At 68.8% G+C, this 24,513-nt stretch carries 17 protein-coding genes; 9 read left to right on the top strand and 8 right to left on the bottom strand.

What is annotated here, in order from left to right:
• Positions 1-81: 81 nt before the first annotated feature.
• Both ASG43_RS19520 and htpX read right to left on the bottom strand, forming a co-directional pair.
• On the bottom strand, positions 82-1,596 hold the full coding sequence (locus ASG43_RS19520) for an RsmB/NOP family class I SAM-dependent RNA methyltransferase (RefSeq protein WP_348271096.1): 1,515 nt from the start codon (positions 1,594-1,596) through the stop codon (positions 82-84).
• On the bottom strand, positions 1,593-2,564 hold the full coding sequence (gene htpX, locus ASG43_RS19515; RefSeq protein WP_056508503.1) for a zinc metalloprotease HtpX: 972 nt from the start codon (positions 2,562-2,564) through the stop codon (positions 1,593-1,595). Before htpX ends, ASG43_RS19520 begins: the two co-directional genes overlap by 4 nt.
• Positions 2,565-2,811: 247 nt before the next feature.
• Here htpX and ASG43_RS19510 point away from each other — a divergent pair, with 247 nt between their 5' ends.
• Positions 2,812-3,018, top strand: coding sequence for a DUF1674 domain-containing protein (locus ASG43_RS19510; RefSeq protein WP_200939538.1), 207 nt, complete (start codon positions 2,812-2,814; stop codon positions 3,016-3,018).
• 176 nt (positions 3,019-3,194) lie between these two features.
• The gene (locus ASG43_RS19505; RefSeq protein WP_056508499.1) at positions 3,195-3,683 is read left to right on the top strand and encodes a thermonuclease family protein; all 489 of its coding nucleotides are present in this window, start codon (positions 3,195-3,197) and stop codon (positions 3,681-3,683) included.
• A 36-nt stretch (positions 3,684-3,719) separates the two neighbouring features.
• Here ASG43_RS19505 and ASG43_RS19500 read toward each other — a convergent pair whose 3' ends face one another.
• On the bottom strand, positions 3,720-4,151 hold the full coding sequence (locus ASG43_RS19500) for a hypothetical protein (protein WP_056508496.1): 432 nt from the start codon (positions 4,149-4,151) through the stop codon (positions 3,720-3,722).
• A 174-nt stretch (positions 4,152-4,325) separates the two neighbouring features.
• On the opposite strand from ASG43_RS19500, the gene ASG43_RS19495 reads away from it, so the two are divergent.
• The gene (locus ASG43_RS19495) at positions 4,326-5,633 is read left to right on the top strand and encodes a cyclopropane-fatty-acyl-phospholipid synthase family protein (protein WP_056508494.1); all 1,308 of its coding nucleotides are present in this window, start codon (positions 4,326-4,328) and stop codon (positions 5,631-5,633) included.
• A gap of 177 nt (positions 5,634-5,810) precedes the next feature.
• Positions 5,811-6,791, top strand: coding sequence for a diguanylate cyclase (locus tag ASG43_RS19490; RefSeq protein WP_156386798.1), 981 nt, complete (start codon positions 5,811-5,813; stop codon positions 6,789-6,791).
• A 574-nt stretch (positions 6,792-7,365) separates the two neighbouring features.
• On the opposite strand, the gene acs is transcribed toward ASG43_RS19490, so the two are convergent.
• From acs to ASG43_RS19475, 3 genes are all read right to left on the bottom strand, one after another.
• Positions 7,366-9,315: an acetate--CoA ligase gene (gene acs, locus ASG43_RS19485; protein ID WP_056508491.1), complete on the bottom strand. Its 1,950-nt coding sequence runs from the start codon at positions 9,313-9,315 to the stop codon at positions 7,366-7,368.
• Positions 9,316-9,697: 382 nt separating this feature from the next.
• Positions 9,698-10,765, bottom strand: a complete 1,068-nt coding sequence (locus ASG43_RS19480) for an AI-2E family transporter (protein WP_162244749.1) — start codon at positions 10,763-10,765, stop codon at positions 9,698-9,700.
• A 315-nt stretch (positions 10,766-11,080) separates the two neighbouring features.
• Positions 11,081-11,752 carry a YggS family pyridoxal phosphate-dependent enzyme gene (locus ASG43_RS19475; RefSeq protein ID WP_056508487.1) on the bottom strand — a complete coding sequence of 224 codons (672 nt, stop codon included), beginning with the start codon at positions 11,750-11,752 and terminating at the stop codon, positions 11,081-11,083.
• Positions 11,753-12,187: 435 nt separating this feature from the next.
• On the opposite strand from ASG43_RS19475, the gene leuS reads away from it, so the two are divergent.
• Genes leuS through holA form a run of 3 tightly spaced genes read left to right on the top strand, consistent with a single transcriptional unit; the run spans position 12,188 to position 16,452 of the window.
• Positions 12,188-14,830, top strand: coding sequence for a leucine--tRNA ligase (leuS, locus tag ASG43_RS19470; RefSeq protein WP_056508485.1), 2,643 nt, complete (start codon positions 12,188-12,190; stop codon positions 14,828-14,830).
• Positions 14,817-15,383, top strand: coding sequence for a hypothetical protein (locus tag ASG43_RS19465; protein WP_082491069.1), 567 nt, complete (start codon positions 14,817-14,819; stop codon positions 15,381-15,383). The genes leuS and ASG43_RS19465 overlap by 14 nt, the downstream gene beginning before the upstream one ends.
• Positions 15,384-15,405: 22 nt before the next feature.
• Positions 15,406-16,452, top strand: a complete 1,047-nt coding sequence (gene holA / locus ASG43_RS19460; RefSeq protein WP_056508481.1) for a DNA polymerase III subunit delta — start codon at positions 15,406-15,408, stop codon at positions 16,450-16,452.
• Positions 16,453-16,521: 69 nt separating this feature from the next.
• Here holA and ASG43_RS19455 read toward each other — a convergent pair whose 3' ends face one another.
• Together ASG43_RS19455 and ASG43_RS19450 are read right to left on the bottom strand one after the other, a co-directional pair.
• Positions 16,522-17,526: a DUF4424 family protein gene (locus ASG43_RS19455; protein WP_056508479.1), complete on the bottom strand. Its 1,005-nt coding sequence runs from the start codon at positions 17,524-17,526 to the stop codon at positions 16,522-16,524.
• A gap of 59 nt (positions 17,527-17,585) precedes the next feature.
• Positions 17,586-18,995, bottom strand: coding sequence for an MFS transporter (locus ASG43_RS19450; protein WP_244488167.1), 1,410 nt, complete (start codon positions 18,993-18,995; stop codon positions 17,586-17,588).
• 165 nt (positions 18,996-19,160) lie between these two features.
• On the opposite strand from ASG43_RS19450, the gene ASG43_RS23340 reads away from it, so the two are divergent.
• Entirely contained in the window at positions 19,161-19,301 is a 141-nt protein-coding gene (locus ASG43_RS23340) for a hypothetical protein (protein WP_200939537.1), read from the top strand.
• Between the two features lie 213 nt (positions 19,302-19,514).
• A complete protein-coding gene (locus ASG43_RS19445) occupies positions 19,515-24,494 on the top strand; it encodes an NAD-glutamate dehydrogenase (protein WP_348271095.1) in 4,980 nt (1,659 codons plus the stop codon).
• Positions 24,495-24,513: the final 19 nt, after the last annotated feature.

Below are 24,513 nucleotides of genomic sequence, written 5' to 3'. Positions count from 1 at the left end.
TCGCTGCGCCGTCGCAACGATCAGCGAAGTTTCTCTCAACAAGGTAAACGCTTCCCTAAGGCGAACACCCGGCAGAGTGCGTCAGGCCGGGCGGCGGCGCAACCTCGCTGCAAAGAACCCGTCGAGGCCGGCGAGGCGCGGGTCCTCGTTCGGCAGCATGGCGGGCGTCGTGCGCAGGAAGCCGCTGCCGTCGATCGCGGCTTCGAGACCGGGAAGCTCGTCCGGACGAACGGGTTCGACGGCGAAGTCCGGATGCTCGGCGAGAAAGGCCGGAATGATGGCCTCGCCCTCCCGGGGATCGAGCGAGCAGTTGGAGAAGAGGAGAAGGCCGCCGGGCGCGACGAGCCGGGCCGCCTCGCGCAGCAGCCGCGCTTGGACGCCCGCGAGCTTTTCGATCTCCGCGGCGTCCTTGGTGAAGGCGACGTCGGGATGGCGGCGGATCGTGCCGGTGGAGGAGCAGGGTGCGTCGAGAAGCACCGCCTCGAAGGGACCGGCCTCCGGCACGAAGCTCGCGAGGTCGACGATCTCGGTCTTCACGTCGAGGCCGAGACGCTCGATGTTCTCGCGCAGGCGCTTCATGCGGTTGGCGTTGATGTCGAGCGCGGTGACGGCCGCGCCGGCGGAGGCGAGCTGCGCCGTCTTGCCGCCGGGCGCCGCGCAGGCATCCAGCACGCGCCGGCCGGCGAGATCGCCCATCAGCCGCGCGGGTAGGGCGGCCGCCGCGTCCTGGACCCACCAGATCCCCTCGGCGAAGCCGGGCAGTGCGGTGATCGGGCCGTCCACCGAGCCGAGCCGGATCGTGCCGGTGGGAAGGGCGATGCCGCCGAGCCGCGCTGCCCAGTCCTCCGGATCGGATTTCACCGTGATGTCGAGCGGAGCCGGGGTCAGGTGGGCGCGCGCGATGGCGCCCGCGGCGGCGTCTCCGTAGGCGGCGACGAGGCGGACGCGGAGCCAGGACGGCATGGCGTCCAGCGCATCGCGCGCGGGATCGGCGGCGGCGAGGACCGCGTCTTTCTCACGGGCGAGGCGGCGCAGGACCGCGTTGACCATGCCCGTGAAGCGTTGGGTGCGCGAATCCACCGCGGCGGAGGCGACCGCGAGGTCCACGGCGGCGGAATCGGGAACGTCGAGATGAAGGATCTGCGTCGCGCCGACATGCAGGATGTGGCGCAGCGAGATCGCGTTCGGCGGCAGGGGCCGGTCGAGCCGGTCCGAGACGGCGCGCTCCAGGCTTCCGCGAAAGCGCAGCGCCGAGAGGATGATGGCGCGCACCAGAGACTGGTCGCGCGGCTCCAGCGCGCGCAGGCCGGGATGGCCGGTGCGCGCGTCGAGCAGACCGTCGGCGGAGGTGCGGGCATCGACGATGGCCGAGAGGAGCTTGGCCGCGACGAGCCTCGCACCGAGGCCCGGACGGTCGCCGGCATCGTAGCCGTCCGGCATCACGGAGCCGTCCGGCTTCAGGGTCACGGGCTTCTGGTTGACGGATTTTGCGGAGAGGGGACGCTTGCGGGGCGCGGACCGCGAGGAGTCGAAGTTTCCGCCGCGCCGCGCCTTCGAGCCGTTCGACGATTTCGGGCCGTCCGGACCGCCGCTCAACCCCAGGGTCCCCGGCGGCGCCCGGCGCCGGGCGCACGGCCGCGATCGACGCCGCTCGACCAGGGGCCGGGCTGTCCCGAGGCGGGGGCCGCGTCTTCACGAAGGCGGGTCCCTTCGGTGTGAGGTGCGATGTCGGTCATGGCGCGAAGGGCCTCGATGCGGTTGCCGGTGTCGGGATGGGTGGAGAAGAGCCCGTCCATCCGCTGGCCGTTCAAAGGATTGATGATGAACATGTGCGCCGTCGCGGGATTGCGCTCGGCGGGAACGTTGACGGTGCGGCCGGCCGCGGTCGCGATCTTGGCGAGGGCCGAGGCCAGCCACAAGGGCTGGCCGCAGATCTCCGCGCCGCGGCGGTCGGCGGAATATTCCCGGGTGCGCGAGATCGCCATCTGCACGATCATCGCCGCGAAGGGCGCGACGATCATGCCGACGAGGACGCCGATGCCACCCAGCGGTTGGTTGCTATCGCGGTTTCCACCGAAGAAGAAGGCGAAATTGCCGAGCATCGAGATGGCGCCCGCCAAGGTCGCCGTGATCGTCATGATCAACGTGTCGCGGTTCTGGATGTGGGCGAGCTCGTGCGCCATGACGCCCGCGACCTCTTCCGGCGACAGGCGCTGCAGGAGGCCCGTCGTCGCGGCGACCGCCGCGTTCTCGGGATTGCGACCGGTCGCGAACGCGTTCGGCTGGTCCTCGTGCACGAGATAGACCCGCGGCATGGGCAGGCCGGAGCGGGCGGCGAGACCCTCCACGATCCCGTAATAGGCCGGCGCCGTGCGGGCATCGACCTCCTGCGCATTGTGCATGCGAAGGACCATCTTGTCGGCGTTCCAGTAGGCGAAGAGGTTCGTTGCGATCGCGACGAGGAAGGCGATCATCATGCCCCGGCCGCCGCCGATGAGGAGACCGACGCCCATGAAGAGCGCGGTCATGAAGCCGATGAGCATCGCGGTCTTCAGGCTGTTCATGGAGATTGATCGCCTTTCCGAAGGGGGTACCCGCGTTTTCGCGAAGGGGTGCCCGTGTCATGATCTATTTGGGGGCGGGCCGGAAGCGCTTCAATCGAGGGGCGATGCTCCTGCGCCATATCCGCGCCGAGCGGGGACTTGCAGGCGAAGACATCTTCTCCCGGCGGCGCCGTCCCCCTACATCGGGCCCGTGCGCATGCGGTCGCTTCGGCGGCGCGCGTCGCCGCCGTGCAACAGGATGACGTTCATGCCGACCGAAACCGAGGCTCCATCCGACGCCCCTTCCCGGGAGCGACCCCTCAGCGACGCCGCGCGCCGCGCGCTGGCGGAAGCGCAGACGCGCCGCGAAGCGGCCGAGAGCCTGAAGCTGCCGGCGGAGCGCGGCGGTCGCGACGGACCCGAGCCCGTCCGCTACGGCGACTGGGAGAAGAACGGGATCATCTCGGACTTTTGAACCCCTGCGCCGGGAGCCCGTGCCCGTCTCGATGGAAAGGGGTGAAGGGATTCAAATCTTACCTCGATGGCGCGACCCGGGTTTAACCGCTTCGAAAGACGGGGGTGAGATCTTGATCCCCGGACGGATCCTCCTTATTTTAGGATCGTTGTCCTAGAATTGGAAAGATCCTTCCCATGTTTCGCATGCTGGCCCTGACGGGTTGCCTCTTCGCCACGCTTCTCGGCGCGACGAGTGGTTTGCGAGCGGACGAGGTCGGGGAGCGGATCGCCGGACCGGTGGCGGCGACGATCCTGAAGGTGAGGGACGGCGATACCGTCGAGGTCGAGGCCTTCATCTGGCCGCAGCAGGTCGTGCGCGTCGCGGTTCGGCTCCGGGGCATCGACGCGCCGGAGCTGAAGGCGAAATGCGAGGGCGAGAAGACCGCCGCTCTGGCCGCGCGGGATCGGCTGATCGAACTCGTCGCCGGCGGCGATGTCGCGCTGTCGGACGTTGCGGGCGACAAGTATTTCGGTCGCGTGCTGGCGCGCCTGTCGGCCGGCGCGGAGAGCGACCTCAGCAAGCGTCTCCTCGAGGAGGGCCTGGTCGCGCCCTATGACGGCGGCCGGCGACGCGACTGGTGCGAGGGCACGCTGTCGAGCCTGTCGAGCGTCCTGCCCGGTTGACGCCGCCTCGGCGAGGAACGAAAGCGACGTCGACCTTCAGGGCGCCCGGTTCGTGGCGGGCAGGCCCGGCGACGGAACGCTCGCGTCGAAGGCGATCGTGTCGAAGTGCAGCATGATGTCCTTCCAATTGTCGTAGAGCTCCAACGGGAGCTGGAAGGGGGCGCATTGCTGCACGGCCTTTGCCGCGCTTTCGGCGAAGCGCAGTCCGATCGGACCGGCCGGCTTGTCGATGATCAGCGGTTCGTGCTCCAGCGTTCCGTCGGGAAGGAGCGCGAGGCGGATGCGCGCAACGCCGCCCTCGGCTTCCGTGCCCTTCACGACCACCGGTTTCCAGCATTTTGCGACCTGTTCCTGCAGCATGCCCTGCACGGTCGGCGCGGGACGCGGCGCCTCCTCCTGGGCGGAGACGCAGCCGGCCGAAGCGAAGCCGGCGGCGACGGCGATGGCAAGGCTCAAGCGGCTCAGCATGGGTGGGACATCCGTAGCAGACATGGTCGGGCCGGGCTGCAGCGCAGGCCGGCGTCTCACGTGAAACATGGGTTTGAGGGCCCGGCTGAAAAGACCCTAGCTCCCTATCCCTTGCGATGACAGGGCGTGGCTAAACGCCTAACCTCCCGCGAAGCTGACGAGGAGCCCCCGGTGATGGATGAAAAGGCGCGGGATCGCGCGCAGTCGATGCGCCGACTTCTCACCCATGCCCGCGAACGACTGGGACTGACGATCGGCTTCCATCTCTGGGACGGTTCGACCGTTCCGGAGGATCTGGGGTCCACGGATCTGGCAATCCGCCTCGCCGACGAGAACCTCGTGGCCGCCCTCGTCCGCAAGCCGGGCATCGAGACGCTCGCCAATCTCTGGGTCGCCAAGCGGATCGACATCGTCAACGGCACGATGTTCGATCTCGTGAGGCAGCGGCCCAGCGTGAAGACGCGCGCCTTTCGAAAGAGCCTCGACAAGGGGCTGGCGCTGAGGACGGGCTGGAAGTTCCTGACGCTGCCGCGCGGCGGCCCCTGGCCTCTGGAGACCCAGCCATCGGAAAAGCCGGGCGACGGAGACCCTAAGGCGAACAAGGCGAACATCGCTTATCACTACGATGTCTCCAACGCCTTCTACGCGCTCTTTCTCGACCGGGAGATGGTCTACACCTGCGGCTATGCGACCGACTGGGACGATGTCCATTCCGGGGACCTCGACCGGATGCAGGCGGACAAGCTGGAGATGATCTGCCGCAAGCTGCGCCTCCAGCCCGGCGACCACCTGCTCGACATCGGATGCGGCTGGGGCGCGCTCGTCTGCCACGCGGCTCTCCACCATGGCGTGACGGCTCACGGCGTCACGTTGTCGGAGGAGCAGGTCGCCTATGCCCAGGAAAAGGTGCGGAGGCTCGGTCTCGAGGATCGCGTCACGATCGAACTTCGCGACTATACGACGGTGACGGGACCCTACGACAAGATCTCCTCGATCGGCATGCAGGAGCATATCGGGCTCGACAACCACGACACTTATTACAAGACCGTCAAGCGCGTCCTCAAACCCGGCGGCATCTTCCTCAACCATGCGATCACGCGGCCGGCGAAGAAGAAGCGGTTCCGCCGGAAGAACCAGGAATTCGCCCTCCTCACGAAGCACATCTTTCCCGGCGGCGAACTCGACCATATCGGCGACACGCTGATGCGGCTGGAGCAGAACGGGTTCGAGGTGCACGACGTGGAAGGCTGGCGCGAGCACTACCAGCGCACCTGCCGACACTGGCACGACCGGCTCCTGGCGAATTACGACGCGGCCGTGGCGGAGGTCGGCGAGGCGAAGACGCGGCTCTGGCTCGCCTATCTCGGTGCCTGCTCGATCGCCTTCGAGCGCAACACGGTCGGGATATTCCAGACGGTGGCGACGAAGAAGCGGCGGGGCGCATCGGGAATGCCGGCGACACGGGCCGACCTCTACGCCTGAAGCCGTCGCGACGAGGTCACTTCAAGCCACCCTTATAAATTCTTAAGGGTGTGCTCCTATTTTAGGACAGCCAGAAGTGGAGAAAGCATCCCTTCCATGTCCGCTCGTCCCGGTTCAATCGTTCAGGAACGCCACAGCTTCGTCGCGGAGTCCCGAGAGGACGATGGGGGAGCACCGATGGTCGGACAGGGCGCGGCGCTGAGGATCGCCGTCCTCGAAGCCGAGATCGCCGCGCAGGCCGCCATCATCCGGGCCCAGGCCGCGGAACTCGCCCATAGCGCTAAGATCTTCGAGCGGGCGGCTCGCGTCGCGCGCATCGGCGTCTGGGAATGCGATCTGCCGAGCGAGACGCTGCGCTGGACGGACGGCGTCTACGACATGTTCGAACTGCCGCGCGGCAGCCGGCCGAGCCGGCAACTGACGCTCCGCTGCTATTCCGAGGCCTCCGCCGCGGAGCTTCAGACGCTGAGAAGCCGGGCCATCGCAGAGCGATCCGGCTTCGAATTCGATGCCGCCATCACGACGACGTCGGGCCGGCAGCGCTGGATCCGGGTGACGGCGACCGTCGAATGCGAGAATGGCGAGCCCGTCCGCATCTTCGGCATGAAACAGGACATCACCGAGGAGAAGCTCCTGTCGGACCGCACGCGGTATCTGGCGGAGTTCGACATCGTCACCGGCCTCGCCAACCGAACCCGCTTTCAATCCTGTCTGTCCGCCGGCATGGACGAGGAGGCCGGGCTCGGCGCTCTTCTCATCATCGATCTCGACGGCTTCAAGCAGGTCAACGACACGTTCGGACACGTTCTCGGCGACGAATGCCTGAGAGCGGCCGGCCGAGCCATCGCGTCCGTCTGTGCGGGCGCGATCCTCGTCGCGCGGATCGGCGGCGACGAGTTCGCGGTGCTCCTTCGAGCCGGACACGAGGACGATATCGCCGATCGCATCGCCGGCGACATCGTCGCGGCCTTGCGATCGCCCATCGAGCACGAGAGCCGGCGCTTTCAGATCGGTGCCTCGGTCGGTATCGCCGCCGTGGATCGTTCGGGCAGGGCCGTCACGCCGACGGAGCTCTTCCAACAGGCCGACAGCGCGCTCTACGCCGCCAAATCCGCCGGGCGCGGGACGTTTCGGCGGTTCCGGCAGACGGACGTCTAGGGTCTCGGCCGGACACCGGGCCAGGCGCGGGGCTCGCGGGGCCGCGGTGGTGGTCATGGGCGTGCGCGAACAAGCTCCGGATTGACCGTTTCCGTCTCGCCTCGGCCATAGACGGGGTCTTGCGGCCGCCTCGGCAACCGTGGCCGGCCCGGCGGGAACGGCTCCACGGCCATGACACATCTGCATACGAACGCAAAAGGCCGCTCCCTATCGTTAAGGAGCGGCCCCGTGACGTCTGTCATGCCGGGGGTCGGACGACCTTACCGGATCGACATATCTTTAAACGAAGGAAGAAGGCTGCTTCGTCCCGACGCTGAGATACAAAGACCCAACCGGCATTTGGAAATCACTCGACATTGGATCACCTCCTTTTCCTTCGTTGAACACGAGAAGACTATGGGACGCGAAATGTGGCAGCGCAAGGGCGTGAGGAAAAAGACGTCAGATTGACGCAAGCCTTGGGCGGAAAAGGACGTTTCTGCTCAAGTTCCAACGGCGGGGCAAGCCGCCGGGGACGGGGCTCCCTCCTGTCCTCACGGGAGCCCGTCCTCTCGTTCCTCCGACCCGACGCCTTTCAGCCCCGCTTGTTCTGGCGGTTGCCGATGAGGTCGTCCACGACCCCGGGATCGGCCAGCGTCGAGGTGTCGCCGAGCGCGCCGAAATCGTCCTCCGCGATCTTGCGCAGGATGCGGCGCATGATCTTGCCGGAGCGGGTCTTGGGCAGGCCCGGCGAGAACTGGATCTTGTCGGGCGATGCGATCGGGCCGATCTCATGGCGCACATGCGCGACGAGTTCTCGTCTCAGCTCGTCCGAGGGCTCGATGCCGGCCATCAGCGTGACATAGCAGTAAATGCCCTGACCCTTCAGGTCGTGGGGATAGCCGACGACGGCGGCTTCCGAGACCTTGGGATGGGCGACCAGCGCGGATTCCACTTCGGCCGTGCCCATGCGGTGGCCGGAGACGTTGATGACGTCGTCGACGCGGCCGGTGATCCACCAATAGCCGTCCTCGTCGCGCCGTGCGCCGTCGCCGGTGAAGTACTTGCCGGGATAGGTCGAGAAATAGGTCTGCTCGAAGCGCTCGTGATCGCCGTAGACGGTGCGCATCTGGCCGGGCCAACTCTGCGTGATGCAGAGATTGCCCTCGGCGGCGCCTTCGAGGACATGGCCCTCGTTGTCGACGAGCTCCGGCACGACGCCGAAGAAGGGGCGGGTGGCGGAGCCGGGCTTCAGCGGCGTCGCGCCGGGGAGGGGCGTGATGAGGATGCCGCCCGTCTCGGTCTGCCACCACGTGTCGACGACCGGGCAGCGCTCGTCGCCGACGACGCGGTAGTACCAGTTCCAGGCTTCCGGGTTGATCGGCTCGCCGACCGAGCCGAGCACGCGGAGCGAGGCGCGCGAGGTCGACTTCACCGGACCCTCGCCCTGGCTCATCAGGGCGCGGATGGCGGTCGGGGCGGTGTAGAAGATGTTGACCTTGTGCTTGTCGATGACCTGCCAGAAGCGCGAGGCGTCGGGATAGTTCGGCACGCCCTCGAACATCACGGTCGTCGCGCCGTTGGCGAGGGGGCCGTAGACGATGTAGCTGTGACCGGTGACCCAGCCGACATCGGCCGTGCACCAGTAGACCTCGCCCTCGCGGTAATCGAAGACATACTGGTGCGTCATCGCGGCGTAGACGAGATAGCCGCCGGACGTGTGCAGCACGCCCTTCGGCTTGCCGGTCGAGCCCGACGTGTAGAGGATGAAGAGCGGGTCCTCCGCGCCCATCGCCACGGGCTCGCAGGTCGCGGGAACGCTCTCGCGCGCTTCGTGCCACCAGAGGTCGCGGCCTTGCGTGACCGCGACGTCGCCGCCCGTCCGCTTCACGACGAGCACGGTCTCGACGGCCTGGCCGGCCTTGGCCGCGATCTCGACGGCGCGGTCGACATTGGCCTTCAGCGGCACGGTCCTGCCACCGCGCCGGCCCTCGTCGGACGTGATGACGACCGTCGATGCCGCGCCCTCGATGCGGCCCGCGAGCGCATCCGGCGAGAAGCCGCCGAACACGACGGAATGGACCGCGCCGATCCGCGCGCAGGCGAGCATGGCATAGGCGGCTTCGGGGATCATCGGCATGTAGATCGTCACGCGGTCGCCGCGCTTCACGCCCCGGCCCTTCAGGACGTTCGCCATGCGGCAGACCTCCTCATAGGCCTCGCGGTAGGTGATCGCCCGCGAATCGGTCGGATCGTCGCCCTCGAAGAGAATGGCGGTCTGGTCGCCCCGCGAGGCGAGGTGCCGGTCGAGGCAATTGGCGGAAACGTTGAGCTTGCCGTCCTCGAACCATTTGATGGACACGGCGCCGGGCTCGAAGGAGGCGTTCTTCACCGTCTGGAAGGGCTCGATCCAGGTGATGCGCTGGGCGGCCTCGGCCCAGAAGCCGTCGGGATCCTCGACCGACCGGCGATAGCCGGCTTCATAGCCGGCCTCGTCGATATGAGCACCCGCCTTCCATTCGTCCTTGACCGCGATCGTCACCATGCCCGTTCTCCCCCTTGATCCCGATGCGGCTTCTCTTCGGCGGAAGCCCTTCGGGCGCCGGGCGCTTCCACGCGGAAACACCGGACGCCTCGTGTCTGTCCGATGCCGTCCGCGCACCCGGATCCGGGCCTCTCCGCGCGACGGCGTCGTCCCTGGCGACCCGACCGGCCGCCCTTCGAGCGCCGGGCGTCCTTCCGGACGCACGAAGGACGCTCCAACGCTTGTGAATCTCTCTATCCGTGCTGGCGCTTCCACACCCGTCCGGTCCGAGGATCGTGCCCGATCCTCGGGGGGTGCTGTTGCGTCACCCGCGCAATCTAAACAGGCGGCGGGGAGAGTTCCAGACGGCCGGTCTCATACTTTCGAAGGCTTCCGCAGCGGCTCAGGTCTCGGCCGGCTCGGCGCCGCCGAGCACGTCCCTGATGTAGAGTTCGTCCACCAGCACCTTCAGCACCGCCAGGAAGGGCACCGCGAGGATGAAGCCGAGAAGGCCGAAGAGGAGGCCGAACAGGATCTGGAAGCCGAGGGTCAGGGCCGGCGCGAGCGCGGTCATGTAGCGCTGCGCGATCGGGGTCGTGACGTTGCTCTCGATGCCCTGGATGAGCACGTAGACGCCGAGCGCCCAGAGCGCCATTTCGGGCGAGACGGCCAGCGCGGAGAGAAGGATAATGACGCCCGCCACGAAGGCGCCGAGCGTCGGGATGAAGGCGAGAAGGCCCGCCTGCAGCGCGAGGAGAAAGGCGTTCGGCATCGAGATGAGCCAGAGGCCCGCCCAGGAGACGACGAAGATCGTCGCCATCGAGATCGCGTCGCCCGCCACCCAGAGGATCAGCGAGCGGGCCGATCTGTCCAGCACGTCGCCGATGCGGGCGCGCTTGTGGCGGGGGAAGAGGCTGGTCACGCCCGAGCGGTAGAGGCGCGGCTGCCAGGAGATGAAGATCGCGAGGAAGACGACGACGAAGAGGTTTCCGAAACCGCCGAGGAAGGAGAAGATCGCCTTCTGCGCCGAGGCGGCCAGGCCCGAGGAGTTGGGAAGAAGGTCCTGCAGCGTCGAGGCCATCGGCTTTCCATCCTCGCCGCCGACGGGCAAGCCCATGTCGCCCAGCATCGTCCAGAGCCTGTCGGCCTGCTTCAGCGCACCTGCGAGGAGCGAGTTGAACTCCTGGACCAGAGCGATGCCGCCCCAGGCGATGGGGACGACAATGGCGGCCAGCGCCAGGAGATAGACCGCGACCATGGCGATCGCGCGCGGCAGGCCGAGCCGCTGCAGGAGATGGCCGAGGCCGCAGAAGATCGCGGCGAGCAGCAGGGCCGCGAACACGAGAAGGAAGGCCGTCGAGGCGGCATAGACGACGAGGACGAGAAGGACCGAAGCGAGGACGATGCCCGTGACGACCAGCGTATCGCTGGCGACCCTGCGCCGGTGCGCTCCCGCGGTGACGTCGGACATCGGCATTCCCCCGGCTTCGAGCGCCCCTTGCGCGGCGGCGACACGGGAATGCGGGGACGGGGCGGCCGTTCCATCGGATCGGACGGTATCGATCCTCGCGGCGCGTGGGGGCGAGGGACGACGGAACCGTTCGGGACGGAGGTCTTCTCCCCCTTTGCGGGAGTAGGCCGGACAGCGGGCAGCCGGAGGGCGCGCAGCCCGCTCGCCGGCCCGCCCGCTCCGTCTTATCCGCTCGTCTTATCCACCACGTTTCGCCGGCTCCGTCTCGCCGGTCATGTCACGCGGGGACAGGCGACGAAACCCGGCCGGATACTCTCAGCCCTGCGGCGGGCGCGCGCCGAAGATCGCGGAGCCGACGCGCACGCTGGTCGCGCCGAAGGCGATGGCGGTCTCGTAATCGCCGGACATGCCCATGGAGAGCTTCGGTAAGCCGGATTCCTTTGCCAGTTTCGCCAGAAGGGCGAAATGCGGGCCAGGATTCTCGTCGGCGGGCGGAATGCACATGAGGCCGACGACATCGAGACCGTGGACGCTGCGGCAGCGGGTCACGAAGGCGACGGCTTCGCGAGGGGGAATGCCGGCCTTCTGCGGCTCCTCCCCGGTGTTCACCTGAACGTAGACCGCGAGCCTTCGGCCCTGCTTCATCATCTCCGCCGAAAGGGCGGCGGCGATCTTTTCGCGGTCGACCGTCTCGATCACGTCGAAGGTCGCGACCGCTTCCGCGGACTTGTTCGACTGGAGCGGGCCGATGAGGTGGAGTTCCACGCCGGGATAGGCCTCGCGAAGGGCGGGCCACTTGCCCATGGCCTCCTGCACGCGGTTTTCGCCGAAAACGCGCTGTCCGGCGTCGAGCACCGGGCGGATCGCCTCGCCATCATAGGTCTTCGACACCGCGACAAGGGCGACGGAACCGGCGGGACGGCCGGCCTCGCTTTCCGCCTCCGCGATGGCGGCGGCGACGGCGCGGTACTGATCGAGGACGGTCATATCTGGGCTTTCGAACGGATGCTATGAAAATGAGACCGGAATGGGCTACATTGCAGGAGCGGCTGCTGAACCTAGGGCCAGCATCCTTTACGAGAGTCAGATCAGGACCCGGAGAGTGACTCGCCAGCCACTCGGTGTCCGTTTCACATCCAGCGCGATGCTGAGTGGTATGAACCACATGGCATCACCTCCTTCTCGGGAGCGAGGCTGTCGCCTCAGCTGGGGGAGCCCGTCTCCCCCGGTCGCGCCGCTGGCCCGGCGCTGCTGCTTCCGCCCCCGAAAACCGATCCTGTCATCTTCTATCCCAGCGCTTCGATCCCGCCCAGACACCGGCGCGATTTGGTTGACGCGCGTCCGGCTCCCGTGTTGAACGGCGACAGCCGAGATACAAGCCGATCCCGATCGACGCCCGACCTTCAACGAGACGCGACCCTCATGTCCACCACCAGCGACCGGTCGAGCGACCGAGCCATCGAACGCTACCACCCCCGCGAGGCCGAGCCGCGCTGGCGGGAGGCCTGGGAGGCGGCCAAGCTCTTCGAGACACGGGACGATGCGGCGGGCGAGACCTATTACGTCCTGGAAATGTTTCCCTATCCGTCGGGGCGCATCCACATGGGCCATGTGCGCAACTACGCGATGGGCGACGTGGTGGCGCGCTACAAGCGGGCCAAGGGCTTCAACGTGCTGCACCCGATGGGCTGGGACGCCTTCGGAATGCCGGCCGAGAACGCCGCCATGCAGAACAAGGTGCATCCGCGCGACTGGACCTACCAGAACATCGCGACCATGCGCGGGCAGCTCAAGAGCATGGGCCTGTCGCTCGACTGGTCCCGCGAGTTCGCGACCTGCGACGTCGAATACTATCACCGCCAGCAGATGCTCTTTCTCGACTTCCTCGAGAAAGGCATCGCCTATCGCCGGAAATCCAAGGTGAACTGGGACCCCGTCGACAACACCGTGCTCGCCAACGAGCAGGTGATCGACGGGCGCGGCTGGCGCTCGGGCGCGGAGGTCGAGCAGCGCGAACTGACGCAATGGTTCTTCCGCATCACCGATTATGCCGAGGACCTGCTCGCCGCGCTCGACACGTTGCCGAACTGGCCGGACAAGGTCCGGCTCATGCAGAAGAACTGGATCGGCCGCTCGGAAGGCCTCGTGGTCCGCTGGGCGCTAGCCGGGGCGCCGGCCGGCCAGGCCGAGCTCTCCGTCTTCACGACGCGGCCGGACACGCTGTTCGGCGCGTCGTTCCTGGCGGTCGCGGCCGACCATCCCCTGGCGAAGGCCGCTGCCCAGACCAACCCGGCGCTCGCCGCCTTCATCGAGGAGGTGAAGCGCGGGGGCACCTCGGCGGAGGAGATCGAGACGGCGGAGAAGCGGGGCTTCGACACCGGCATCCAGGCGGTTCATCCGTTCGATCCGAACTGGACGCTACCGGTCTATGTCGCGAATTTCGTCCTCATGGACTACGGCACGGGCGCGATCTTCGGCTGCCCCGCGCACGACCAGCGCGACCTCGACTTCGCCCGCAAGTACGAGCTACCGGTCGTGCCCGTCGTCCTGCCGGAGGGCGCGGATGCCGCGACCTTCGAGGTCGCGACGACCGCCTATGACGGCGAGGGGCGGCTCTTCCATTCGCGCTTCCTCGACGGGATGACGCCCTCGGAGGGTTTCGACGCCGTCGCCCGGCAATTGGAGGCGAACCTCCTCGACGGCCGTCCGCAGGCCGAGCGTCGCGTGAACTTTCGCCTGCGCGACTGGGGCGTGTCGCGCCAGCGCTATTGGGGCTGTCCGATCCCGGTGCTCCACTGCGAGTCCTGCGGCGTCGTGCCGGAAGCGAAGGCGAACCTGCCGGTCAAGCTTCCCGACGACATCGACTTCGACAAGCCCGGCAATCCGCTCGACCGCCATCCGACCTGGCGCAACGCCACCTGCCCGCAATGCGGCGGGCCGGCTTTGCGCGAAACCGACACGATGGACACGTTCGTCGACAGCTCCTGGTATTTCGCGCGCTTCACCGCGCCGCGTGCCCACGAGCCGACCGATCCGCAGATCGCCAATCGCTGGCTGCCGGTCGACCAGTATATCGGCGGCATCGAGCACGCGATCCTGCACCTCCTCTATTCCCGCTTCTTCGTCCGCGCGATGAAGGATTGCGGGCATCTCGACCTCGTCGAGCCCTTCAAGGGCCTCTTCACGCAAGGCATGGTCGTCCACGAGACCTATCGCTCGGGCCGCGACTGGGTCGCGCCGGCCGACATCCGCCTAGAGGAGAAGGACGGCACGCGCACGGCGACGCGCATCTCCGACGGCGCGCCGCTCGAGATCGGCTCGATCGAGAAGATGTCGAAGTCGAAGAAGAACGTGGTCGATCCCGACGACATCATCGCCTCCTACGGGGCGGACACCGCGCGCTGGTTCATGCTGTCGGATTCCCCGCCGGAGCGCGACGTGATCTGGACGGAGGCGGGCGTCGAAGGCGCGCACCGCTTCGTGCAGCGGCTCTGGCGGCTCGTGTCGGAGACGGCGCCCCGCCTCAGGGCGACGGGCGGCGCGGCCGGCACGGACGCGGTGAAGGCTACGGCCCTGCGCCGGGCGGCGCACCGCACCGCGGCCGGCATCGGCGACGACATCGAGCGGCTCGCCTTCAACAAGGCGGTCGCGCGGCTCTACGAACTCGTCAACACGCTGTCGGCCGCCTTCGGCGAAGCGGACCTGGAGAGCGATGCGGCGCAGCGGGAGGCGGCGCGCGAGGCTCTCTCCTATCTCGTGCGGCTGGTCGCGCCGATGATGCCGCATCTGGCCGAGGAATGCTGGGCGGCGCTCGGGCAGGAGGGCCTCTGCGCCGCCGCGTCCTGGCCGGCGGCCGATCCCGCGCTCCTCGTCGTCGACGAGATCACGCTGCCGGTCCAGGTCAATGGGAAGAAGCGCGGCGACTTGACCGTCTCGGCCAAGGCCGTCCAAGCTGATGTCGAGGCCGCCGTCATGGCGCTCGATTTCGTCGCCAGCGCCCTCGAGGGGCGCACGCCGAAGCGCATCGTGGTGGTACCCGGAAGGATCGTGAATGTCGTGGTTTGAGGGTCTGGGGTCGCGTGGAAGAGGCCTGGCGCTTCTCGCCGCGCTGACGATGGCGGCCGGCTGCACGGTGCAGCCGCTCTACCGGGGCGGCGACGCCTCGCTCGACCTGAAGGCCCCGACGATCGGCGGGCTCGCCGCCGCACGCGGGCGCATCGGCGTCGCCCCCGCCAACGATCGCACCGCGCAGATCGTGCGCAACCAGCTGATCTTCGGTCTGAACGGCGGCCGCGAACCGGTTTCGCCGCTGCTCTACGAGATCCGTCCGATCGTGCGCGGGGCCGAGCAGGTCGTGTCGATCCAGCGGGGCACGGGCGTTCCCTCCGCCAGCCTCTTCCGCGTAACGGTCAGCTATCAGGTGGTGCGCATCTCGGATTCGCAGGTGATCGCGAGCGGAACGCGCTTCGCCTCCACGCCCTTCGACCGCAGCGAGCAGCTCTTCGCCGCATCGCGGGCCGTGCTCGACGCGCGCGAGACCGCGGGCAAGGAAGCCGCCGAGCGCGTGACGCTGGCGGTGGCGAATGCGATCGCGAAGGATCTGGAAGGCCGGTCGTGAGCCGGCTTTCGGTCTTCGGCTGATGGCACAGAAGAAGGCCGGCGAGGTCGAGGCTTTTCTGTCGCGGCGAGATACGAGCTTTCCCGTCGTGCTCCTCTACGGACCGGACGCCGGTCTCGTTTCGGAGCGGGCCGCGAAGATCGCCGAACTCTCCGGCGTCGACGCCGCCGATCCCTTCTCCGCCGTCACGCTCCAGGCGGACGAGGTGGAGAAGGATGTCGGGCGGCTCTTCGACGAGGCGCGCACGCTCTCGCTCTTCGGCGGCCGGCGCTTCGTCCGGGTGCGCGGCGCGGGCTCGGGCTCGGGCAAGAACCTCGCCTCGGCCGTCGCAGCCCTCGGTGACGATCCGCCGCGCGATGCGACCATCGTCGTCGAGGGCGGCGACATGAAGAAGGGCGCGCCGCTGCGTCTGGCCGCGGAGAAGGGCCGGGCCGCGATGGCCTTGCCCTGCTATCCCGACGAGGCGCGGGCGCTCGACGGCATGATCGACGCGGAGCTGAAGATCGCGGCCCTGTCGATTTCGAAGGAGGCCCGCGAGGCCCTGCGCGAGCGCCTCGGCGCCGACCGTCTCGCCTCGCGCGGCGAAGTGCAGAAGCTCTGCCTCTACTGCCACGGAAAGGGCGCGATCGAGATCGCGGATATCGAGGCGATCGTCGGCGACGTCTCGGTCGACACGGTCGATGAGACGATCGACGCGGCGGCGACGGGCGAGGTCAAGAAGCTGCCCGAACTGATCGAGCGGCTGACCGCGGCGGGAACGCAGGGGTTCCTCCTGCAGCAGGGCCTGCTCCGCCACTTCCAGTCTCTCCAGCTGATGCGCCAGTCGGTCGAGAAGGGTGGCCAGAGCGTGTCGCGCGTCGCGGAAAGCCGGCATCCGCATTTTCGGCGCAAGGCGGCGCTGGAGACCGCGCTCGGCCTCTGGCCTCTGTCGGAACTCTCGACGGTGCTGGCGCGGATCGAGGCCGACATCCTGCAAAGCCGCAAGGAATCGGCTCTGGCCCACACGATCGTCCAGGCGACGCTGCTCGGCGTGGCCGTGGAAGCCGCGCGGCTCCGGGCGCGGCGGTGACCTCGAAACGGTCGGCGAGCCCATGGATCCCCTGCACCGGACGTTGAGGCCGGGCTGGCGCGGGGCGGCTTACCTCGCCTGAAAATTTGCCGGATCGGGCGCGGCGAAGAGGATCGCGAGATCGCGGGCGGGTGTGTAGTCCTCGAAGGTGACCTCGAAGCGCGTCGGGCCGATCTTCTCGATGCGGTTTTCGCAGAGGCTGACGACATTGCCGGGCGCGGCCTTGTCGATCGTCAGGTGGAAGCGGCCGATCGGGCCGGACCAGTTGTTCGCCGTCGTCAGGATGTAGGGAACGGTCCTGAGGAAGGCGAGGGCGTTGGACGGATCGTCCGTTCCCGCCGCATCGGCGGCCTTGCGGATGACGGCGCCGAGGGCCTTCCGCGTTCCCGCATCGATGCAATAGGTGTCGGAGAGGTCGGTGCCGGGCTCGACGTCGGCGGCCGACAGGAAGCTCATGCCCGCCACCGGCTGATAGGAATGACGGACCTCCACCGGCTCGCCGGCGGGAAAGGTCACGTCGAAGTGGAAGCTCGCCTCGTAGCGCCAGAGGGCCTCGCCGAAATCGCGCGGCGCGAGCAGGCCGGCGCCTTCGAGTTCGGCATAGGCGGCATCGGACAGTTTCGACACCGCTTCGCCGCTGGCGGGCGTCAGCGGGTTCAGGGGAATCGCGTGCTTCTCCAGGAGCTCCGTGACGTTGGCGGCCCCGACATAGGCCTGCTCGTCGAGATCGGGTTCGATCCGCTCGCCTTCCACCTCGACCGTGAAGCCGACGAAGTTCGGCTCGTCCAGGCGCGGAAGCTCCACCGGCTGCATGTCGACGCCGTAGCCCTCGATCGGCGGCAGGGGAAAGGCGACGGTCAGCGTTTCGTCGGTATCGCCGGCGTTCCGAAAGACATAGGCGATGTCGATCCGGGTCGGCGAGATCGTGAGATCCTCGCTTTCCATCGCGACGGTCCCGCTTTCCACGAGCACGAGACCGCCAGCCGCCTTCTGCGCGGCGGAATCGTTGGCGAGCGCGGGCGAGGCCATGGCGAGGGCGGCGAGGCAGGCGAGGGTTGGAAGGTCGGGCGACATCGGGCTCTCCGCTTCGCGGCCGCTGCGCCGCGCCGGCCCATGTTCCAGATGCCGGCCCGTCAGGAAAGCGTCTTGTCGCCGGGCGCGGCCGGCGCGGGCGTCGCGAGGAGAAGGACGAGGCCGACGGCGAAGAAGCCGACGAGCGCGGACATGCCGATCCGCGCGGCGAGTTCGGCGGTGGCGAAGGGCAGGGCGGCGGCCGTCAGGGCCGAAACCGAGAGCGTCGCGAGAAACGACGTCGCGCGCCCGGTGAGGGCGTAGAAGCCGAAGAAGCGGCCGGCCTCTTCGGGCGCGACGCTGCGGGCGAGCCAGGACCGCGAGGAGGCCTGAACCGGCCCGAAGGCAAGGCCGATGAGGCTGCCCCAGACGAGATAGGCCTTCTCCGCGGGCGAGCCGAAGAGCCCCGTGCCGCCCGACGGCTCGAAGACGAGGAGGCCGAACAGGGTCGAAGCCGGTCCGGTCGAGACGATGCCGAGCGTCGCGGCGAAGAGGACGAGGATCGAGAGCGCGATCACCGGCTTCGGCCCCGCCCGTTCGTCGAGCCGGCCGGCCAGGAGACAGCCGACGATGGCCGCGACGTTGAGGAGGATGCCGAAGAGGCCGCTTTCGGTGATCGACCAGCCGAAGAGCACGGCGGCGAAGGTGCCGCCGAGAACGAGAAGGGCGTTGACGCCGTCCTGGTAGATCATCCGCGCGAGGAGAAAGCGGAAGAGATGGGGGCGCCGGCGCACCTCGCGGCCGGTGGCGAGAAGGTCGGACATCGCGCCGCCGACGGCGGGACCAAGGGCGGCGCGCTGCGCCCGGTCCGGCGTGAAGATCATCATCGGGAGGAGAAGGAGGAGGTACCAGAGGCCGGCGAGGGGAGCGGTGGCCCTGGCGCCTTCGCCGGTCGCGGGATCGAGCGAGAAGAGCGGGGGAATGCCGAGAAGGGTCAGGCCCGTCGCGGCGTCGGCGGCCAGGAAGGCGAGGACCGCGACGAGGAAGACCAGGCCGCCGGCATAGCCGATGCCCCAGGCGATGTTGGACACGCGCCCGATGGCGTCCGGTTCGACAAGGCTCGGCAGCATCGCGTCGTTGAAGACGATGGAGAACTCGGCGGCAGCCTGCGCGGCGACGACGAGGAGGAGAACGGGCAGGATCGGCACGCCGGGCGCGGCGAACCAGAGAAGGGCGAGGGCTGCGATCTTCACCGTGGCGAAAGCCGCGATCCAGGGCTTTCGCGGGCCGGCCCGGTCGGCGATCGCGCCGAAGACGGGCGAGAGGACCGCGACGAGGAGACCTGTCACAGTCGCCGCAGCACCCCAGGCCGCCTGACCCGCCGCCGGGTTCTCGGCCAGGTTCGCCACGACATAGGGACCGAAGACGAAGGTGATCACCACGGTGAAGAAGGGCTGGGCGGCGACGTCGAAGCTCATCCAGCCCCGAACGGCGGCGCGCCGGAGCGGCGGTTTCAGCGGGGTCATCGTCATGGACGGTTCCTTGCGCAGAGGGCTGCGATGGGCTTCTAGCGCGTCGGAGAACCGAGGTATCCCGGGTCGCGACGAAATTTGGCGGCCGGGCCCCCGGAGCCCGTTTCGCGCGGCACGGCGCGTGCTAGTTTGGCCGGGATCGCCAGCACCAGAGGAGGACAGGACATGGCCAAGGGTCAGATGCGCAGCAACAAGGAAACCCGCAAGCCGAAGGCGGACAAAACCAAGGCGGCGGCGCCCGCGACGGTGACGAGCAAGTTCGCGGCGCCCCAGAAGGACACGCCCTCCGCGCCGAAGAAGAAGTAGCCGGAGGAGGCCGGGCCCGCGGCGCGCGGCGGACCGTCGGACGCAGAACCCGATCCGGGACGCTTCCCGAGCGTCGATCCGAACGGACCATCCAAACGGCACCGTCGCGCGCCCCTCGCGCCGCCCTCCTCGCGCAACCCGTCGTGAAAATATCCGCACTCGTTGGCGGGACTTTTCCGTCTGGTCACCCAGGTGTCAGCTTCGGCGATCAGGATGGCGTCGGGGAGACCCGACCGGACGGATGGCGCATCGCAGCCGGCGGACACAGGTCGGCGGTGCCGAGGGGGACACGACATGACCAAGGCGGAACTACTGGCGGCGGTGGCGTCGCACATCGCGCCATCGCGCTTCGAGGCCTCGCTCGGCGACCTTCTCCTGGCGCGGCCGCCGGTGGAGGATCTTCACCCCTTCGCGCCGGACGCGCTTTCGCGGGCCGTGAACCGGGCGGGCGTCGCCCTTTCGGAGCACCGGTCCGGACATCCCGTCGTGCGGGTCGAGCGACCCGAGGGCTTCGCCGCCGGTTCCGAGGCACTGGCTCTCGTCACGATCGTCAACGACGACATGCCGTTTCTCTTCGATTCCGTGATGGCGGAGATCACGGAGCGGACGCCCGACATTCACTACATCTCACATCCGATCCTCGACGTTTCGCGGGACGCGGACGGGCGCATCGCACGCTATGCGGCGGCCGGCCCGGTCGCGGCGCCGGGCGGCTCGCGCGTCAGCCTGATCCAGGTGGCGCTGGCGCTCGGCGGCGGCGCGGACGGCGATGCCGCTCTCGCCGCAGGTCTGGAGCGCGTTCTCGGGCAGGTCCGCATGGCGGTCACCGACTTCTCCGCGATGCGCCAGCGCGTCTCGGCGGCGGTCGCCGATCTGGAGGCCCGCGCGGCGGCGCAGTCCGATCCGGGCACGCGGGACATGGTCGCGGAATCGGCAAGGCTCCTCGCCTGGCTGCTCGACGACAACTTCATCTTCCTCGGCGCGCGCGAGTTCGACTATGTCGGCGGCGAGAACGAGGAGGCGCTGGAGCGCCGCGACGAGCCGCCGCTCGGCATCCTCGCCGATCCGGACGTGCGCGTTCTCTCGCGTTCCGGGCAGCCGGTCACGACGACGCCGGAGATCCGCGCCTTTCTCAACGCGCCCAACCCGCTGATCGTCACCAAGGCCAATTCGCGATCGCTGGTGCATCGCCGCGCCTACATGGATTACATCGGCGTCAAGCGCTACGACGCGGCCGGAAACTTCGCCGGCGAACTTCGGATCGTCGGCCTGTTCACCTCGACCGCCTACACACGCTCGATCCTGACCATCCCCTATCTTCGGCTGAAGGCCGAGACGGTGATCTCGCGCTTCGGCCTGCAGCCCGGTTCGCATTCGGACAAGGCGCTCCTGAACACGCTGGAATCCTATCCCCGCGACGATCTCTTCCAGCTCGACGTCGACCGGCTGGAGCGCTTCGCCGGCGTGATCCTCGATCTCGGCGAACGGCCGCGCGTGCGCGTGCTGGTGCGGCCGGACCGCTTCGACCGCTTCGTCTCGGTCCTCGTCTACGTTCCGCGCGAACGCTACGACGCGCGGCTTCGCGAGCGGATCGGGGAACTCCTCGCAAGCCGCTTCGCCGGCCATGTCTCAGCCTTCTATCCCGCGCTTCCCGAGGGACCGCTCGCGCGCGTCCACTTCATCATCGGCCGCCGCGGCGGCGCGACGCCCGAGATCGACCCGGCCGAACTCGAAGCGCGCATCGTGGAGATGTCGAAGACCTGGAACGACGGTTTCGACCGGGCGCTCGCGGAGGCCGGCCGGCCGGCCGAGCTCTCGCGCACCGCGGCCCGGCTGCCGAACGGCTACCGGGAGGCCTTCTCGCCGGCCGACGCGGTCGGCGACGTCGTGGCGATCGCGGGCCTGACGGCGGATCGCCCGCTCTCGATCGACTTCTATCGCCGCGCCGAGGACTGGGACGATCTCCTGCGCCTGAAGCTCACCCATCTCGGCGGCGCGGTCGCGCTCTCGACGCGCGTGCCGGTGCTGGAGGCCATGGGTTTCGCGGTCGTCTCCGAGCGGACCTTCGAGATGCGCCGGGCGGACGGCGAGACGGTCCACCTCCACGACATGGAGCTGCGCCGCCAGCGCGGCGGATCGATCCCGCTCGGGGATCGCGGCCCGGCGCTGGAGGCGACCTACGAGGCCGTCGCGGCCGGGCGCATCGAGAGCGACGGGTTCAATGCTCTCGTGCTGGAGGCGGGCCTCTCCTTCCGCGAGGCGAACGTCCTGCGCGCCTATGCGCGCTACCTGCGGCAGGCCGGCCTTCCCTACGGCCAGGACCTCCTCGCCAGCGTGCTCGTGCGCCAGCCCGCCATTGCGGCGCTGCTCTTCAAGCTCTTCGACGCCGCCTTCGATCCGGCCAAGCGCGACGTTCGCGACCGGCTGGAGGCCGCGCCCGCCCATGCCGACGGCAGCGAGGACCGCCAGAGCCGGCTGGCCGCCGAGCGCGGCGGGCTGGGCGTCCTCGCCGAGATCCGGCAGGCGCTGGAGGCGGTCGAGAGCCTCGACGAGGATCGGATCCTCAACCGTCTCCTCGGCGTGATCCTCGCCACGCTGCGCACCAATTTCTACGCGGTCGAGGGCATCTCCGCCCTCGCGGGGTCCGAGCCCGGCCATGTCGAGCCGGCGCTCGCCTTCAAGCTGGATTCCGCTTGCGTGGAGGGCCTGCCGGCGCCGGTTCCGTTCCGCGAGATCTTCGTCTTCGACGCCCGGGTGGAAGGCGTTCATCTGCGCTTCGGGCGGGTGGCGCGCGGCGGCCTGCGCTGGTCGGACCGGGCGCAGGACTACCGCACCGAGGTGCTCGGCCTCGTGAAGGCGCAGCAGGTGAAGAACGCCGTGATCGTGCCGGTCGGCGCCAAGGGCGGCTTCTACCCCAAGCGCCTGCCCGAATCGGGCGACCGGCAGGCGATCTTCGAAGCCGGGCGATCGGCCTATGTCGTGTTCATCGCCTCGCTTCTCTCGGTCACCGACAACATCGTGGGAACGGACATCGCCACGCCCGACAACGTGGTCCGCTTCGACGGCGAGGACCCGTATTTCGTCGTCGCCGCCGACAAGGGCACCGCGACCTTCTCCGACACGGCCAACGCCATCGCGCAGTCGGAGAGCTTCTGGCTCGACGACGCCTTCGCGTCGGGCGGCTCGGTCGGCTACGACCACAAGGCCATGGGCATCACCGCCCGCGGCGCCTGGGAGGCCGTGAAGCGCCACTTCCGGGAGATCGACCGCGACGGGCGGCCCGTCGACATCCAGACCATGCCCTTCTCGGCGGTGGGCTGCGGCGACATGTCGGGCGACGTCTTCGGCAACGGAATGCTCCTCTCCCGGCAGACGCGTCTCATCGCGGCCTTCGACCATCGCGACATCTTCATCGACCCCGCGCCGGACGCCGGCACCTCCTTCGGGGAACGCCGACGCCTCTTCGACACGCCGCGCTCGTCCTGGGCCGACTACGACAAGGCGCTGATCTCCAGGGGGGGCGGCGTGTTCTCCCGGCGCGAGAAGGAGATCCGCCTGTCCGAGGAGGCCGCGGCGGCGATCGGCTGGGACCGGCGCTCGGGAACGCCGGCCGAGGTGATCACGGCCATCCTGAAGGCGCCGGTCGACCTCCTCTTCTTCGGCGGCATCGGCACCTATATCCGCGCGACGGGCGAGACCAATGCCGAGGTCGGCGACCGCGCGAACGACGCGCTGCGCGTCACCGGCCGGGACATCCGCGCCAAGGTCGTCGGCGAGGGCGCCAATCTCGGCGCGACGCAGCGCGGGCGCATCGAGTTCGCGCGCCAGGGCGGGCGCATCAACACCGATGCGATCGACAATTCGGCCGGCGTCAACACGTCGGACGTCGAGGTCAACATCAAGATCGCGCTGAAGAGCGCGATGGAGGAGGGCCGCCTCACCCGCGAGGCCCGCAACACGCTCCTCGCGGGCATGACCGACGAGGTCGCCGGCCTGGTGCTCGCCAACAATTACGAACAGACGCTGGCGCTCTCCCTGGAGGAGCGCAAGGGCGTGAAGGCCCTGCCGCTGCAGGCGCGGTTCATGAGCGTCCTCGAGGAGGCGGGGCTTCTCAACCGCGACGTGGAGACGCTGCCCGGCGATGCCGCCTTGGCCGACCTTCGCGCATCCGGCCGGGGCCTGACGCGGCCGGAACTGGCCGTGCTCCTCGCCTATGCCAAGATCGTGCTCTTCGACCAGCTGATCGCGAGCGGGCTGCCGGACGATCCCTATCTCGAAGGTCGGCTGCACGCTTACTTCCCGGAGCCGATGCGCCGGGATTTCGCGGGCGACATCCGTCGCCATCGCCTCGCCCGCGAGATCGTGGCGACGGTCGCTGCGAACCTTGCCGTGAACCGGATCGGACCGACCTTCGTCACCGCGCTTCGCGACGCCGCAGGAGCTTCGGCGGCGGAGGTGGTGGCGGGCTTCCTCGCGGCGCATGACGGATTCGGCGCCGCCGATCTCTATCGACGCATCGACGCTCTCGACGGCACCGTGTCCGGCGACGCGCAGAACGGCCTCTACGAAACGCTCGGCGCCTTCCTGCAGACGACCACGCGCTGGTTCGTGCGCAACGGGCGGATGGGGGAGGGGCTCGGCGCGATCGTGCCGGAGGTGCGTCGCGGCGTGGAGACGCTGGCGCCGCGCCTTCTGGCGCTGGCGACGGAGCGCGCGCGCACCGAGGCGGAGGATCGTCGTCGGCGCTGGGTGCAGGCCGGCGCACCGGACGATCTCGCCGCCGACATGGCGCTGCTGCCGCTTCTTGCGCTCGTGCCCGATATCGCGGCCGTTTCACGTGAAACAGGGATGGCGATGGAGGAGACGATCGCCAGCTATTTCGACATCACGCGGCTGTTCGAGATCGGGCGGCTGGAATCGGCGCTCTACCGGCTGGAGCCCACGGACTACTTCGAGATGCTGGCGCTCGACCGGGCCGCCGGACAGATCGCGGGCGCGCGGCGAGCCTTGACCGGCGAAGCCCTGAAGGGCGCGACATCCGAGGGCGCGACGCCGGTCGCGGCCTGGGCCGAGCGTCGGCGCGACGTGGTCGAGCGGGTCGGCCGGCAGATCACGCAGCTGGCTGGATCGGGCGAGACCTCGGTCGCCCGGCTGACGGTGGCGGCCGGTCTCCTCGGCGATCTCTCGGGCTGAGGGGCACGGCGAGCCCCCG

The organism is Aureimonas sp. Leaf454, from assembly GCF_001424685.1.
Taxonomy (GTDB): Bacteria; Pseudomonadota; Alphaproteobacteria; order Rhizobiales; family Rhizobiaceae; genus Plantimonas.
Note: the sequence above shows the minus strand (reverse complement) of the source record. Positions and strands in the feature narration are given on the sequence as shown.